The sequence below is a fragment of the Arthrobacter sp. PAMC 25486 genome (assembly GCF_000785535.1).
GTDB lineage: Bacteria > Actinomycetota > Actinomycetes > Actinomycetales > Micrococcaceae > Specibacter.
This window is the reverse complement of record NZ_CP007595.1, coordinates 3,187,954-3,203,943: the sequence shown is the minus strand read 5'-3', so window position 1 is coordinate 3,203,943 and position 15,990 is coordinate 3,187,954. Positions and strand designations below refer to the sequence as shown.

Sequence of the window (15,990 nt, the reverse complement as noted above, 5' to 3'; positions counted from 1 at the left end):
GAGGTGTTCGGCAAAAGGATTCTCGTCACCACCCAGAACGACTGGCCGATCGCCAAGGTCGTCGCCGCCTACCGCTCCCAGTCCGATGCCGAGTTCGGGTTCCGGCAGCTCAAGGACCCCCACGTTGTCTCGTTCTCACCGATGAATCACTGGACCGAGCACAATATCCGCATCCATACCTTCACCTGCGTCCTGGCCCTGCAAGCCGCCCATCTCATGCGCAGAGAAGCCGCCAATGCCGGCGAACACCACTCCGTCCGTGAACTCCTCGAACGCCTCGCCAGCATTGGCGAAACAGTCATGATCTACCCCTCCACCGGTGGCCGCCCCAAAGCCCGACGCATGCTCACCGAAGACATCGAGACCCACGCCAACCTTGCGGAGATCTTCAACCTCAATCAATGGGCACCCAAGAAAAGTTCGATCATACACCCTCAAGCATCAAAAACCGTCTATGACTAGGCATAACACGAGTCTCGGACTGATCAGCTAGGAAACTCCCACTAGGCGGTCAGGGTTGCCGCCGTCGCTTTCGCCGTCGTCAGGTCCGTGGCGAGGAACTCATACTCACCTTGGCCGACGTCGTGCTGGTCACCATTGGGGAGGCGTACCTCGGCCGTGACGCCCACAGGGAGCTGCACGTTGAGTTTGAACAGGCCGTCGCGCAAAGTCCAGCGGACGCCTATCCCGCCGTAGGGACTGACGTGTTCGAAGGACGACGACGTGATACCGCCGCCGGGGATCGGTGCAATACGAACGTGCCGATACCCTGGTGCCAGGGGTGTGAGACCTGCTATCTTACGGTGCATCCAATCCGCAATGGCCCCAAAGGCATAGTGGTTGAATGATGTCATAACGCCAGGATTGACGCTTCCGTCGGGCAGCATGGCGTCCCAGCGCTCCCAAACGGTGGTGGCGCCCATGTCTACGGAGTACAGCCACGACGGATTCTCACGGCACACAACCATCTTGTAGGCGGCTGCAATATTTCCCGAGTCTGAGAGCGCATCCAGTATGAGTGGCGTGCCCAAGAAACCAGTGGCCACGGTGTACTGGTGCCGCGCTACCAAGGCGGCCAGGCGCCGACCCGCCAGTTCACGCCGCGGCACATCCGCTATCAAGTCCCAGCGCAAGGCCATGGCGTACACCGTCTGGCAGTCACTGAACACGATGCCGTCCTCAGTGACGTACTTTTGCTCAAATGCGGCCCGAATACCCGCTGCACGCTCCTCATAGAGCAGGGCGTCGTCGCGATACCCCAAAGCCTCGGCTGCCCAGGCAAGTAGCTGCGTGGATCTGGCAAAATAGGCGGTGGCAACGACGCCCGGATCTGCTTGCGCGGCGGCAGGCGCATCCGGGGGGGCCAGTGGATCAAGCCAGTCGCCCAGCTGTTCACCCTGCGTCCACAACAAATCCTCGCCGGCAATGGCGCCGACTTTTTCAACCCAGCCCTGCATGCTCCCGTACTGGCGTCTGAGGATTCCCAGGTCACCGTACCGTTCAAAAAGCGTCCACGGCACAATGACTGCAGCATCACCCCAGCCCGCATAAGGGGTTTCCGTGCGAAAAACCCGCGGGATGACGGCCGGAACTGTGCCGTCCGACAATTGATCGTCGCCCAGCGTTGTCAGCCAGGAACTCAGGAAGCCGGAGACGTCAAAGAGCGCCGACGCTGTGGGTGCGAAGACTTGAATGTCGCCGGTCCACCCGAGTCGTTCATCGCGTTGCGGACAATCCGTGGGGACGTCCAGGAAGTTGCCACGCATTCCCCACACCACATTGTTGTGGAGGTCGTTGACGGCCGGATCCGAGGTTTCAAACCAGCCTGTGCGCGTTAGATCACTGCTAATGACCACCGCTGCAATGTCGGCCGGGTTAAGCATGGCGCCACTGACTTCAATGTAGCGGAATCCGTGGAAGACCAAGCGTGGCTCCAACACCTCCTGGGCAGCGCCGGACAGAATGTACGTGTCCGTGGCTTGGGCGGAGCGCAAGGGCCGCAGCGATAGCTCTCCGTCTTCAAGAACTTCCGCGTGGCGAACCACCACGCGGTCTCCCCGTTTGCCGGTGACGCACAAGCGGACCCAACCCACCAGGTTTTGGCCGAAATCAATTAGCGTCCGACCCTCACTCAACGGTGTGAGCGTCCGCACAGGTAGGCATTGGGTTTTCCGGACGGGCGGGGCCGTGGGCGCCACCAACAGCGCAGCGTGTGGCGGCAATTCCCTGACATTTCCGTCCAGTTCGGCCACCGGCAAGAAGGTGGAGGTGCGCAAGTCGGTGAACTGGCCGTCGTAAAAGTCATTGGCCAGAATATTTGATTCTCCCGCGCGCCAGCTCGTGTCGGTGGAGACGTCCACGCGGCGACCATCAGCATAGGTGATCTCCAGCTGCGCTAGGAGGCCCAAGTAATCCCCGTAGGGAGCGCCCCGGTGTAAGTCAAAGGAGGCCACCCGGCCCCGGTACCAGCCGTTGCCAAGCAAAGCGGCGAGCTCGTTTTCGCCCGGTGTCAGCAATGCGGCCACGTCGTAGCTTTGGTAACGCAGGCGGTGCTCGTAGGAAGTCCACCCCGGCGCGAAATGGTCCCCGCTCACGGCAAGACCATTAATGGTGGCCACCACAATGCCAAGGGCACTAATGCGCAGACGCGCCTCTACAAGCCCCTCCTCTACAAGGAAGGTAGTGCCCAACACGGGCGCCGCGTGGTCGACCGCGGCGCCCGCCGAAGGAGAGATCCACTGGGCGTCCCAGTCTTGCTGCACCAAGAGGCCCGCTTCCACCACGGAGGACGGACTCCACGGAGTCTTTTCCGTACCAAAATAGCCACGGACCCGGACGGAAACACGCTCACGCGAGTTCAAGGGGGCAAAGGGCCAAGACACCAGAATCTGCTCACCCGAGTCCACCCGTACGGTTTCCACCGAAGAGTTGGCCCGGCAGACTTCAATTTCATAAGCACTTTGGCGCCCGAGGTGTGGCATTGCGGCGCTCGAGGCATGCGGTGCCAGCGTTTCGTAGCGCCACGATAGCCGGGGTTCCGACACGCCAACGAGAGTTGCGGGGCTGACTTTACCCTCGCCAAGGAGGGGGTCAAGCTGTTCAAATCGCACGGGAGCAGCAATGACCAGCACCGGTAACGCCTCGTCAAGAGAGCTGGGGGAATTTGTTGAACTCATTGTGTTTACTCAAGTCCCGATCCGGCAACGCCCTTGGTGAACCATTTCTGAAACACAATGAAGACAATGAGCACCGGCACCATGGCAATCACGGCCGCGGCGAAGCCAATGGCCGGAGAGATGGAGGAGAACTGACTTCCGGCCAGCGGCGCCAGCGCTAGGGTGAGGACCCGGGTTTCGGGACCGGGCGCGGCCACGAGCGGCCAAATGTACAGATTCCAGGCCGTCAGGAAGGTGACTACGGAGTACGAGGCGATGATGGGTTTGGCGAGCGGCAGTGCAATCCTGCTGAAGGTTTGGAACCAATTGGCCCCATCAATACGTGCTGCCTCGATGAGGCCTTGCGGCAGCCCAGCAAAGAATTGCCGGAAGAGCAACACGCCAAGGGACGCTTGGCCGGCTACGGGCAGAATGAGTCCCCAGAAAGAGCCAACCAGGCCCAGCTTGAGCGTGACGACGTAGGTGGGTATCAGAATCAGATTTGTGGGCATGAACATGGGAACGATGAACAGTCCCAGCATGATCGCGGTCCACCGGAACGGGATTTTAGACAATGCAAAGCCGGCCGGGAGGCAGATGGCCAGCTGAATGGTCAGCACGCCGATCACAAAGATGAACGTGTTGGCGACTGTTCTAAAGGTCAGATATTCAAAGGCTGCAGAGAAATTCGCCCACTGTGGAACAGAGGGCAGAAGCCGCGGCGGGTATTGCACGATATCTTGAAAGCTCATGAGTGAACCCGAGAGTAGGTACATGAGCGGAAGTGCCATGATGAGGCCACAAACGATGACACTGGTCCAGCGTCCGAGCCGAAGTTTGCGCTGGATTTTCACTTGGAACTCCTATTTGTGACGAGGCGCCCGAGAACCACGATCGCAACAATGACGACCATTTGCAGCAAGGACAGGGTGCTCGCGTAGCCAACATTCTGGTGTTTGAACGCTTCCTGGTAGGCGTACAGCCCCAAGGAACGCGTGGCGTCCAGAGGTCCGCCATCGGTCATGATCAGGGCAACATCGAGGGAACTGGAAACAAAGTTGATGACCTGCAAGACAGCAACGATCAAGGTTGTGGGCAACACATTGGGCCAGGTCATGGACCACAGGGTGCGCCAGGGACCGGCGCCGTCAAGGGCTGCGGCGGCGTAAATGTCATCCGGCACCCGCTGGAGTGCCGACATGTACAAAATGATGACGATGGGCAACGCCAGCCAAATCATCATGACCACCAGGGACGGCAGGGCGGTGGCCCGGTCTTGCAAGAAGTTGGGGGCGTCAATACCAATGGTGCGCAGAGCGGTGGCCACAGGTCCTTGGCGGGGGTCGTAGAGGAAAACCCAGAGGACGGCGGAAACAGCAACCGAGAGCACCACCGGGACGAAGTAGAGCAGCCGGGCTACGCCGATGCCTGGCATGTTGGCGTTCAGCAAAACTGCCAGCATGAATCCGAGCAGCACGGTCGGAACAACACCCAATGCCACAAAGAGCAACGTGACGCCAAGAGATTGCCATGCCTCTGGGTCCGCGAACAATCGTTCGTAGTTCACTAGACCAACAAAACTGGGTTCTGAGAAGAAGTTCCAATCAAAGAAGCTCAGAACGATTCCGGCCACGGTGGGGATGAGGATGAAGAGGGCGAACAAGATGAGCGCGGGTGTCATAAACACCCAGGCAGCGCCGGCGTCGCGCTTGCTGTATCTACTACGGATTTTCATGATGGGGCGCGGGCCACCGCTGGTGATTCTGGCGGTGGCCCGCACATCTCCTGATCTCTTAGTTCCTGAGGTCTTACTTGAGAAGGGCGTTCAGCGCATCTTCGGCGGCGGTGTACGCCACCTCGATGGACTTACCTCCCATGAGCACTTCCTGAGCTGCCTTTTCCAGTGCCGGGACAACCTCAGTCTGCGCTTCGCTGGGGATGGCCGGCTGAAGTGCTGCATTCTTCACTGAGTACTGCGTTGCGGGAATAAGGTTCGTCGGTACGGCGGCGGCGTCTTGGAGCCAAGTGCCATGATCAAGTCCGCTGGTGGTGGCGGGGATTACGCCGTTGGGTTCGGCTTCCTTCATACCGCCGTCCTTGGAGTAGAACCAGGCCATGAACTCCCAGGCGCTCTCTTTGTTCTTTGACTTTTCCGAGATGGACAGCGCATAAGAACCGCCGCCAACTGTGGGCTCGCCGTCAACCGTCGGCAGATTCACAACATCCCAGTCATCGGTGATGGTTTCGCGGTACTTGGAGATGGTGGGCCGGGTATCAACAGACATGGCAACCTGACCACCCGAGAAGTAGTTCGTGTCCTGATTTGAGGTGGGGTAAGGAGAACCCCACCCTTCAACGTAGGGAGCCAGCATGGTTTTCCACGCCTTGAGCCCGTTAGCGTCGGCAAATTCGAACTCACCGGAGTCCGGGTTGTAGATGGTGCTGCCGTTGGCTTTCAGAAGCGGGTAGTCAATGAACAACAGACCGCCGGCGGCTCCCGGGCTACGAAGGCCCCAGGTCGCTCCAGCTGACGCTTTGGTAATTTGTTCGGCTACGCGGTACATGTCCGCATAGGTCCAGTCCTCGGTGGGCAGCTCGCTGATCCCGTACTTTTCAAAAATGGACTTGTTGTAGAACAACATGGTGGAATCGGCGCTGACCGGGATTCCGGTAATGGGACCATCGGGCCCCTGGGCCTTGTACTGGTCTAAGAACGCGGGAACAAATTCTTCGCCGTCCAGCCCGGACTTCTTCTCTTCCAACCAAGGCTTGAGGTCGAAGAGCAGCTCGTTGGAATCCAGTGTCTGGTTAAGGGAATCGTAGTTAAACAGGATATCCGGCAGCTTCCCACTCAGCCCCTCGGTCACGAGTTGCTGTAAGTAATCAGCCTGTCCGTCCGGGACAGGCTTCAGGCTGACTTTTGCGGCTGGCTCCGTTGCATTGTAGGCGGCGATGTAGTCTTCGAACTGAGGGATAAGACCTTGATTCATGCCGATTACAACTTCTTGTCCTGCGGCTGATTCGCTCCCACCCGGGGACCCACAGCCGGCCAAGACGGCCGTTGTGAGGCCAAGTGCCACGGCTACGGAAATCAATTTGGTAACGCGGGGGTTGCTGGTGACCACTTTGTCACATCCTTACTCGTTAGGTTGGTACGAAATTGACAAGGAGAGAAGCCGCTCTAGCTCAACGTTGGCCACTCTGGATGCCCGATACGAAATATGATACGTTTCATTTCAGGATAATTTTTGCATGAGAATGAAGGGCTGTCAATAATGAAACGTGTAAATAAGTGGGAGAGTGAGCTTGTGACTTCCGGTCTCGCCAAGTTGGATCAGGTCATCCGCAACTGGTGGTCCACAGACGTGGTGGACGCCAATGATCCGCGCCGCGCGGCAGTGGAGTCCATCCCCATGCCCTGGCCTTATGCGGCCGGCGCAGCACCCACATCACCGCACTGGTACACCACCATGTTCAATTGGGATGCCTACTTTTCCAATCTCGCCTTGCTGGTCCATGGCGAGTTCACGCTCGTCAAAAATGCCATTGAAAACTATTTGTACATGGTCGAGCGCTTCGGCTATATGCCCAACGGCAATGAAGTTGCCTTGCAAACCCGCTCCCAGATTCCGCTCTTCCCCGACAGCATTCGACGTTACGTTGACCTGACCGGCGATCGGGAACTGCTAGCGCGCGCCTACCCTCTACTGGTCCGCGAGTACAGCGAATACTGGCTGGCCGAGCATCACAGCACGCCGACGGGTCTGGTAACGAACCGCGATTTGGGCGACCCCACGTTGGATCCCCGGCTGGCGGCCGAGGCCGAGACGGGATTGGATTGGACTACCCAGTTCGATGGCGATGTCACCCAGACCAATCCAGTGCCGACCAACTGCTCCTTGGTGGTCTATGCCCGGCTGCTGGCAGGTTTCGCCCGCGATCTGGGGCAGGAAGAGAGCGCAGTCGAGTGGGAGGCTCAGGCCGAGCAGCGCGCTGAACTTATCCGGCGTTATTGCTGGAGTGAGAAACGCGGACAATTCATGGATTACAACTTCGTGTCCGAGCGGCATGTTTCCGTACTTGGTGCCACGAGCTACTGGGCGCTGTGGGCCGGCGTCGCCACGGACGATCAGGCGCATCGTATGGCGCAGGGTCTGGACGCCCTCCTAGAACCGCATGGCCTAGCAACCACCGAGGCGTCGCTACCAGATGCGGAGAACTTCACCCTGGCTTACGAGGACCTGCAGTGGACATTTCCGGCCGGCTGGCCACCCCTTCACATCATCGCGTGCTGGGGATTGGACAGGTACGGGCTCACGGAGGCATCGCAAGAGGTCTCGGGACGACTGTTGCAAACCATTCTGCGTAACTTCGATCAAACAGGTGAGCTGTACGAGAAGTACAACGTGGTGGACGGTGGACTGGCCCTGCCCAACAGTCGCTACGGCACCATCACCTTGCACGGCTGGACGTCCGCCACCGTAGTCCTGTTGGGACGCAGTTACGCTGAGCGGATCACCCTCGACGAGGTGTTGTCCCGCATTCCAACCAAGGATACTAACCCAGCAACTATGTAAAGCCGCAACACTGGGGTGGCTGCACCGCGGACAGAGAGCTGCCGAACTTAGTCTTTTCACGGTGAGATCCGCCGTGTGGATCGTCTGCGGCGTGGGTTACTGACATTGAATGTACGCACTCGACTCCAAGGGGAAAGCACGCCTGGGGTCCGAAGTGTCTCACCAATGGTTGGCCCCAAGAAATTGATACCCATCGCTACAGCCATCGAGCCGATGACAAGGAACTCACACACGCATAAGTCGTGATCAGCACCACGAATTACCACAAGAATGCACCTTGGCGCCCATGCGGGTTCCAAGGTGCATTCTTGTTGTCAGGGGGCGCCTCAAGGTTCCTGGCCTTGATACTGGATACATCGATTGCCGCAGCCTGAAACCGATCCAAGGGTGTCTGTGCCTGCTGCGCCGTCGACGAACCTTTTCCGGCTTGGGGAAGCGAACTCAGCTCGATCACTGCCAACGGCTGCCCGTGAAGAACACGCAAAGCGGGGCGGGACGCGTCACTGATGCATTAACTCATCCCGCCCCGCTGCTTGGGGCTCGCTGTGAAGTTGGCGTGGGGCGCTAGATCAGACCCTGTGCCAGCATCGCGTCGGCGACCTTGACGAAGCCGGCGATGTTGGCGCCCACCACGTAGTTGCCCGGCGAACCGTAGGTGTCTGCGGTTTCGGCGCAGCGGTCATGGATGCCGATCATGATCTGGTGCAGGCGCTCCTCGGTGTGCTCGAACGACCACGCGTCACGGCTGGCATTCTGCTGCATTTCCAGGGCTGAGGTGGCCACGCCGCCGGCGTTGGCCGCCTTGCCCGGCGCGAACAGGATGCCGGCTTCCTGGAAGACAGCGATGGCGCCGCTGGTGGAAGGCATGTTGGCGCCTTCCGCAAGGGCGACCAGGCCGTTCTTCACCATGCGGGTTGCTGCTTCGGTGTTGATCTCGTTCTGCGTTGCACACGGCAGGGCCACTGCCGCGTCAACATCCCAAACGGATCCGCCGTCGACATAGCTGACGGATGCGCCGCGGCGAACGGCGTATTCCTTCAGGCGGCCGCGTTCCTTTTCCTTGATCTGGCGCAGCAGCGAAACGTCAATGCCGTTCTCGTCCACGATGTAGCCGGAGGAATCAGAGCAGGCCACAACCTTGGCGCCGAGTTGCTGGGCCTTGGCGATGGCGAAGGTGGCAACGTTTCCGGAGCCGGAGATCACCACGCGCTGTCCATCGAGGGTCTGGCCGCGGGTCTTGAGCATTTCTTGGGTGAACATGACCGTGCCGAAGCCGGTGGCCTCGGGGCGCACGAGCGAGCCGCCCCAGCCAATGCCCTTGCCGGTCAGAACGCCCGACTCGTAGCGGTTGGTGATGCGCTTGTACTGGCCAAAGAGGTAGCCGATTTCGCGGCCACCAACACCAATGTCCCCTGCGGGGACGTCGGTATATTCGCCGATGTGGCGGTAGAGCTCGGTCATGAAGCTCTGGCAGAAGCGCATGACTTCGCCATCGGACTTGCCGCGCGGGTCAAAGTCGGAACCGCCCTTGCCGCCACCGATGGGCATGCCAGTCAGTGCGTTCTTGAAGATCTGCTCGAAGCCGAGGAACTTCACAATGCCCAGGTACACCGAGGGGTGGAAGCGAAGGCCGCCCTTGTACGGGCCAAGGGCCGAGTTGAACTCGACGCGGAAACCGCGGTGGATCTGCACGCGGCCGGCGTCGTCCATCCACGGCACACGGAAGATGATTTGGCGTTCGGGCTCACACAGACGCTGCAGCACAGCTGCGTCAACGAATTCTGGATGCTTATCCAAAACCGGGCCGAGGCTTTCGAATACTTCCAATACTGCCTGGTGGAATTCTTTTTCCCCGGGATTACGGGCTAAAACTTGCTCCCGGATGGCTTCAAGCCTGGTATCCATGAGTCTCCTGAAAAGGGTGAGGCGCCGAAACGCGGCGCATAAATATGCTCACTGGCAATTTTCCAGTCACCCAGTCACTTAGACTAATTTTTCTCACGGAACGAAACAATATGCAGGAACTCGCATATCGAGGCGGAGCAGACCGCGTGAGGCACCTCGCTTTAGTCTTTTCGTCGCTTAAATGTTGCCAGAAGGTCGGCGCCCTTCTTGGCCGCGCGCCCCACACTTCTACCCAGCTGACGCGGGACTCCGCCGTCGTTGTCAACGCCAACGGACTGGTTGGGCTGCGCCGCGCGCACCACCGGTGTTGCGGCTGGACGAGCGGGTGCACTCTGGGCTGGCTTAGCTGCACTGGATACGGCCATGGTTCCGGGGGGTACCGCCCCGACAGAGACCGGCACCGGCGCAGCGGCGGGAACCGATTCGCGCTTGGGCGTGACAACCGTAGTCACGGCTGCAGCAGCCTCGGCTGTTTTGGCCGGCACCTGCGCAACCTTGGGCTCGGGGTTGGTCTGCCGTGTTTTTACGGCGCCAGCGCCGCCAACAGCACCGGAAACATCGGCCGGGGCGGCCTTTGCGGCGCCCAGCTTCTTGGCGGCCGCGCCCGCAGCGGCGACAGATCCAGCAACGGCCCCATCCCCGTCGATGCCAGCCCCCAACGACTCCAGCCACGTGGCTACCATGGCAAGCGGTTCTGTATTGATCCCGTAGAAGCGCTTCTGTCCCTGGGCACGCATGGTCACCACACCTGCCTCGCGCAGAACGCGCAGGTGCTTGGACACTGTTGGCTGTGAAACCCCCAGTTCATCCACCAGCTGGCCCACGGCTTTGCTTTCCTGGGCCAACGCCTCAAGGATGTCCCTGCGGGTACTTTCGGCAATTACCGCGAAGACTTTTTCAACAACCATTCCACTACCCTAACGACATATGCCCTTCACAGCATCTTGAGACACCCAAAGTACGACGGCGGGAGGTCACCTTCGCGCCAAAGGCGGCCTCCCCGCTCGCTGCCTCCCACTGCTCGCAAGCTCGCATAGGGCCCCTCGGCAGTTCCTTTACCCCGCGATTGCGGTCAGTCGAACCAGGGGTCCAGCCCGTACAGCGGGAAAACGGCTTTACGCGTGGCCATGACCGTCCGGTCCAGCGCGTCCGACGGGTTGTACCCCACCTCCCACGACCGCCACCACGTATCCGCGTCCTCACCCATGAGCAGCGGAGCCACCATGCCGTACTTCTCCGCCACATAGTCCCGCCACGTCTCCGGGACGGCGGTGCGTAGTGGAACCGGCCGCCCCGCCACGATCGCCATGAGGTGGCTCCACACGCGCGGCACCACGGAGACAATGTTGTATCCGCCGCCGCCCGTGGCAATCCATCGCCCGCCGCACACCTTGTCCGCCAACGCCGCAATGCTCAGCGCCGCCTCCCGCTGCCCGTCCACCGACGTGTTCAGGTGCGTCAGCTCGTCGTCGAGGTGCGAGTCGCAGCCGTGCTGGCTGACAATGACGTCCGGCTCGAAGGCTTCCACCAGTTGCGGCACGACGGCGTGAAAGGCCCTGAGCCAACCGGCGTCTGAGGTGCCGGCCGGGAGTGCAACGTTGACAGCGGAGCCTATTGCGGCCGGTCCGCCGATGTCGTTGGCGAACCCTGTGCCGGGGAAGAGTGTCACCCCTGTTTCGTGCAGGGAGATGGTCAGCACCCGGGGGTCGTCCCAAAAGATTCGTTCGGTGCCGTCGCCGTGGTGCGCATCAATGTCAATGTAGGCGACCCTGGAGACACCGGAATCGAGGAGTTTCTGGATGGACAGGGCGGCGTCGTTGTAGATGCAGAAGCCGCTGGCCTTGTCGGCGAAGGCGTGGTGCATGCCGCCGCCAAAGTTCACTGCCCGCGGCACGGCGCCGCTGATGAGGGCGTTCGCAGCAACCAGGGAACCGCCGGCGAGCCGGGCGCTGGCCTCGTGGATGCCGGCAAAGACGGGGTCGTCCTCCGTTCCGAGCCCGCGATCGGGATCGCTGAGCGTGGGATCCGCGCCGACCCTGCGGACCGCGGCGATGTACTCGCGTGTGTGCACGCTGGCTAGTTCATCGTCGGAGGCCACATAGGACTCCACCACATCCACCTGGGGCAGCTCAAAGATTCCCAGCTCGCGGGCCAAGGTGGCGGTGAGGTCCAGACGCTTGGGCGACATGGGATGGTTGGGGCCGAAATTGTACGCAGACATGGCCGCATCGCAGACTATGCTTGTCGGGACGGCCGCTGGCCCTGAGCTGGCAATGGATGACATCCATCACAGGCTATCGAAGTCCGGCCACATTTGCCGTATCTGTGGCAACACCGACGGTTCATGGCAGGAAGGGCAGCACAGCGTTGAGCGCTAATTCAACACTTTCACAGCGGCTGCCGCAATGGCCCTTGCGGGTTGTGGTGCGCATCCGTGACTTTGTGGACAAGGTGGCCAACAGCTCCCCTGCCCGCCTGGCACTGATCGTCTTTGCCCTCGTCATTCTCGCGTTCACCTTGACTCTGTGCCTGCCTGCGGCGTCCCGCGACGGCCAGGCAACCGCGTTCCACGATGCCTTGTTCACGGCGGTGTCCGCCGTCTGCGTGACGGGGCTGACCACGGTTTCAACGGCGCTGCACTGGTCGTTCTTTGGCCAGCTGGTGATCCTGATCGGTATTTTTGTAGGCGGTCTGGGCATCCTGACCCTGGCGTCCCTCATGTCGCTGATGGTCAGCAAGCGCCTGGGCGTGCGTGGCAAGCTCATCGCCCAGGAGGCCATGAACGCCGGGCGTTTGGGTGAGGTGGGTACGCTGCTGCGCATCGTCATCAGCACCTCGGTGGCCATTGAGGTGCTCCTGGCACTGGCGCTGGCTCCCCGTTTCCTGATCCTGGGCGAATCGCTCCCCCAGGCCATCTGGCATGCCACGTTTTACTCCATCTCCTCCTTTAATAACGCAGGCTTCACACCCCATTCCGACGGCGTGGTCCCCTACGAGGCCGATCTGTGGATCCTGACCCCGCTGATGATCGGCGGGTTCATCGGCAGCCTCGGCTTCCCCGTCCTGATGGTGCTGCTGGCCGTAGGCTTCCGCTTCAAGAAGTGGACACTGCACGCCAAGCTCACCATCCAGGTCTCACTCATGCTCTTGGTGGCCGGCACCATCTTGTGGGGTGCCATGGAGTGGACCAACCCGGACACCATTGGCGGCATGAGCGTGGGCGATAAATTGACGCATTCGGTGTTCGCCTCCATCATGACCAGGTCCTTGGGCTTCAACCTCGTGGACATGAACGCCATGAACTCCTCCACCATGCTGCTTACGGATGCCCTGATGTTCGTGGGCGGCGGCTCCGCCTCCACCGCCGGCGGCATCAAGGTCACGACCTTGGCCGTGATGTTCCTGGCCATCGTGGCCGAAGCCCGCGGCGACAACGACGTGAAAATTTACGGCCGCACCATTCCCCAGGGCACCATGCGCGTGGCCATCTCCGTCATCATGATGGGCGCCACCTTCGTCATGATCGCGTGCGGGCTGCTCCTGGCGATCTCCGGAGAAAGCCTGGACCGGGTGCTCTTTGAGACCATCTCTGCCTTCGCCACCGTGGGTCTGAGCACGGGGCTCTCCGGCGAGCTCCCGCCGTCGGGCAAGTACGTGCTCAGCGCCATGATGTTCTTTGGCCGCGTCGGCTCCATCACCCTCGCAGCTGCCCTGGCCCTGCGCCAGCGCCGCCAGCTGTTCCACTACCCGGAAGAAAGGCCGATCATTGGCTGACAAAATAGATTCCAACAACCGCCCGCCGCACAATGCGCCCGTTTTGGTGATTGGCCTGGGCCGCTTCGGCGCCGCCACGGCCCACCAGCTGGTCAAGCAGGGCCGCGAGGTGCTCGCCATCGAGCGCGACCCCGCCCTGGTGCAGAAGTGGGCCGGGGTGCTCACCCACGTGGTCGAGGCCGACGCCACCAACATCGACGCGCTGCGCCAGCTCGGGGCACAGGACTTCAGCTCCGCCGTCGTGGGTGTGGGCACCTCCATCGAATCCAGCGTGCTCATCACCGTGAACCTGGTGGATCTGGGCATCGCGCACCTGTGGGTCAAAGCGATCACGCAGTCGCACGGCAAGATCCTGACCCGCATCGGCGCCAACCACGTCATCTACCCCGAGGCCGACGCCGGTGTCCGCGCCGCGCACCTGGTGGGCGGGCGCATGCTGGACTTCATCGAGTTCGACGATGATTTCGCGATCGTGAAAATGTACCCGCCGAAGGAGACCCAGGGCTTCACGCTGGAGGAATCCAAGGTCCGCTCCAAGTACGGCGTGACCGTGGTGGGCGTGAAGTCGCCGGGCGAGGATTTCACCTACGCCCAGCCAAGCACGCGCGTCTCCAGCCGTGACATGCTGATCGTCTCCGGCTATGTCGACCTGCTGGAACGCTTCGCCTCGCGCCCCTGAGACTCACGTTTTTTGCTTGGGGCGCGTCTACAGGGCAGGAGGTGTTTCTTGATGGTGCAACACATGGTTTTTGATTCGCCCATCGGCCCGCTGACGGCTGTGGAGCACGACGCCGGACTGGCGGCTGTGTATATGGCGGTGCACAAGCGCCGCCCGGCTTTGGAGACGCTGGGGCCGCTGGTTGCCGCGGCTGCGTCGCCGGTGCTGGATGACACGGCGGAACAGCTGGGCGAGTACTTTGCCGGCTTGCGGCGCGAGTTTTCCCTGCCGCTGGCGCCCGCCGGCACGCCCTTCCAGCAGCGGGTCTGGGCAGCGCTGCGGGACATCCCGTACGGCGAGCTGCGTACCTACGGCGAGCTGGCGGCGATGCTGGGAGATCCGTCCATGGCGCAGGCGGTGGGCTCGGCGAATGGCCGCAACCCGATCAGCATCATCGTGCCCTGCCACCGGGTGGTGGGCGCTGACGGTTCCCTCGTTGGGTATGCGGGAGGGCTGGAACACAAGCAGTTCCTGCTGGAGCTGGAAAACCCATCATGGACGCACACCGAGGCGCTGTTTTAATTGGAGAGATTCCAGGTGGGCGCCCCCGTTTCCCCGCCCGGTCCCACGCCTTCCTCTTCCGGGACCGCGCTGCCACCCTTTGAGGTGCTCGTAACGCGGCACGGCGCCGCAGTGCTGCGGGTGTGCCGGGCTCTGGTGGGCACCCTCGACGCCGACGATGTCTGGCAGGAAACCTTTCTGGCCGCCCTCCGCGTTTACCCTTCCACGGGAAACATCCGGAATCGGGAGGCCTGGCTCGTCACGATCGCCCGCAACAAGGCTGTGGACCACCACCGCCGGGGCGTGCGCGTCCCAGAACCCGTGGACCGCCCGGGTCACGATGTGGCGGACGGAGGGGACGCCGTCGTGCGTTCTGTGGAGGCCGGTGAAACGGCAGCGCAGGTGTGGGCGGCGCTGGCAAGGCTTCCGAGGATGCAGCGTGAGGCTGTTGTGTACCACCACTTGGCCGGGCTGCGGCATGCGGCGGTGGCGGAGTTGTTGGGCAATTCGGAGGCCGCGGCGCGGCGGGCTGCGTCCGACGGCATGGCATCGTTGCGGGCGCTGCTTGCCCCTGAAGATGAGGACCTGATGGTGAGGAATGATCATGATGACTGAGCTGAAATTGCCGCCCGAGCTGGCTGCCGTGGCGGTTGCAGAGCCGGATGTGCTGGCACGGCTGAACGCTGCACTGGTGCGGGCCGCTGCCGCGGACGGATTGGTGGATGTGGCGTATCGGGTAGTCGATTCGCCAGTGGGCCAACTGCTGTTGGCCGGCACCGAGGCGGGGCTGGTGCGTGTGGCATTTGCCAGCGAGGGCCACGACGCCGCGCTGGAGCAGCTTTCTGCTGCGGTGAGTCCGCGGGTGCTCCGGGCACCTGCGCGGCTGGATGCCGCCGCCAGGGAGCTCGAGGAGTACTTTGCCGGGCGTCGGCAGCTGTTTGATCTGCCGCTGGATTTCCGCCTGGCCAGCGGCTTTCGCCGGGAGGTGCTGGACCATCTGCCCGAGATTGGTTATGGGCACACGGCCAGCTATGCGGCGGTGGCGGCCATGACCTCGAGCCCGCGGGCCGTGCGTGCCGTGGGGACGGCGTGCGCCCGGAATCCGCTGCCGCTGGTGGTGCCCTGCCACCGAGTGGTCCGCTCCGACGGCAGCCAGGGCGCCTATCTGGGCGGCACGGAGGCCAAGGCCCTGCTCCTGGCCCTGGAAGCCAACGCTCCCACCCCTACAGACGCTCGCGCAGCTACGGGTCACTTTTAACCGATCCTCGCTCACATATGGGGCGTTATGGACAGACGCTCGCGCAGCTACGGGGCAGAATGGCCGAACGCTCGCTCAGTGCACTCTCTAGCCTGGGCGAGC

The 15,990-nt window shown here is 61.8% G+C and carries 14 protein-coding genes; 7 read left to right on the top strand and 7 right to left on the bottom strand.

The annotated features are described in order from the left end of the window. Positions 1-3 precede the first annotated feature (3 nt). Positions 4-462, top strand: a complete 459-nt coding sequence (locus art_RS22695; RefSeq protein ID WP_216699541.1) for a hypothetical protein — start codon at positions 4-6, stop codon at positions 460-462. 41 nt (positions 463-503) lie between these two features. On the opposite strand, the gene art_RS14640 is transcribed toward art_RS22695, so the two are convergent. From art_RS14640 to art_RS14625, 4 genes are read right to left on the bottom strand one after another with little or no spacing between them, the layout of a single operon-like run. After that, positions 504-3,176, bottom strand: a complete 2,673-nt coding sequence (locus tag art_RS14640; protein WP_082000323.1) for an alpha-L-rhamnosidase — start codon at positions 3,174-3,176, stop codon at positions 504-506. A gap of 5 nt (positions 3,177-3,181) precedes the next feature. Further along, positions 3,182-4,009: a carbohydrate ABC transporter permease gene (locus tag art_RS14635; protein ID WP_038465936.1), complete on the bottom strand. Its 828-nt coding sequence runs from the start codon at positions 4,007-4,009 to the stop codon at positions 3,182-3,184. After that, positions 4,006-4,935 carry a carbohydrate ABC transporter permease gene (locus art_RS14630; RefSeq protein ID WP_052136596.1) on the bottom strand — a complete coding sequence of 310 codons (930 nt, stop codon included), beginning with the start codon at positions 4,933-4,935 and terminating at the stop codon, positions 4,006-4,008. Before art_RS14630 ends, art_RS14635 begins: the two co-directional genes overlap by 4 nt. A gap of 28 nt (positions 4,936-4,963) precedes the next feature. Continuing rightward, positions 4,964-6,145, bottom strand: a complete 1,182-nt coding sequence (locus tag art_RS14625) for an extracellular solute-binding protein (RefSeq protein ID WP_157875280.1) — start codon at positions 6,143-6,145, stop codon at positions 4,964-4,966. A gap of 258 nt (positions 6,146-6,403) precedes the next feature. On the opposite strand from art_RS14625, the gene art_RS14620 reads away from it, so the two are divergent. Further along, a complete protein-coding gene (locus art_RS14620) occupies positions 6,404-7,732 on the top strand; it encodes a trehalase family glycosidase (protein ID WP_157875279.1) in 1,329 nt (442 codons plus the stop codon). A 564-nt stretch (positions 7,733-8,296) separates the two neighbouring features. Here the strand turns inward: art_RS14620 and gdhA are convergent. From gdhA to art_RS14605, 3 genes are all read right to left on the bottom strand, one after another. Beyond that, complete coding sequence (gene gdhA / locus art_RS14615) at positions 8,297-9,637, bottom strand: NADP-specific glutamate dehydrogenase (RefSeq protein ID WP_038465928.1); 1,341 nt, start codon at positions 9,635-9,637, stop codon at positions 8,297-8,299. A 161-nt stretch (positions 9,638-9,798) separates the two neighbouring features. Next, positions 9,799-10,545 carry a helix-turn-helix transcriptional regulator gene (locus art_RS14610; protein WP_038465925.1) on the bottom strand — a complete coding sequence of 249 codons (747 nt, stop codon included), beginning with the start codon at positions 10,543-10,545 and terminating at the stop codon, positions 9,799-9,801. Between the two features lie 164 nt (positions 10,546-10,709). Continuing rightward, complete coding sequence (locus art_RS14605; protein ID WP_157875278.1) at positions 10,710-11,858, bottom strand: acetoin utilization protein AcuC; 1,149 nt, start codon at positions 11,856-11,858, stop codon at positions 10,710-10,712. 146 nt (positions 11,859-12,004) lie between these two features. On the opposite strand from art_RS14605, the gene art_RS14600 reads away from it, so the two are divergent. The 5 genes from art_RS14600 (at position 12,005) to art_RS14580 (ending at position 15,888) form a co-directional block, all read left to right on the top strand. After that, positions 12,005-13,411, top strand: a complete 1,407-nt coding sequence (locus art_RS14600) for a TrkH family potassium uptake protein (protein ID WP_052136595.1) — start codon at positions 12,005-12,007, stop codon at positions 13,409-13,411. Beyond that, positions 13,404-14,090 (top strand): TrkA family potassium uptake protein, encoded by a 687-nt coding sequence (locus tag art_RS14595; protein ID WP_038465920.1) that lies wholly within the window; start codon positions 13,404-13,406, stop codon positions 14,088-14,090. The genes art_RS14600 and art_RS14595 overlap by 8 nt, the downstream gene beginning before the upstream one ends. Positions 14,091-14,153: 63 nt before the next feature. Next, positions 14,154-14,651, top strand: a complete 498-nt coding sequence (locus art_RS14590) for a methylated-DNA--[protein]-cysteine S-methyltransferase (RefSeq protein WP_301537939.1) — start codon at positions 14,154-14,156, stop codon at positions 14,649-14,651. Positions 14,652-14,666: 15 nt separating this feature from the next. Beyond that, complete coding sequence (locus tag art_RS14585; RefSeq protein WP_253901368.1) at positions 14,667-15,245, top strand: RNA polymerase sigma factor; 579 nt, start codon at positions 14,667-14,669, stop codon at positions 15,243-15,245. After that, complete coding sequence (locus art_RS14580; protein WP_216699614.1) at positions 15,238-15,888, top strand: methylated-DNA--[protein]-cysteine S-methyltransferase; 651 nt, start codon at positions 15,238-15,240, stop codon at positions 15,886-15,888. The genes art_RS14585 and art_RS14580 overlap by 8 nt, the downstream gene beginning before the upstream one ends. Positions 15,889-15,990: the final 102 nt, after the last annotated feature.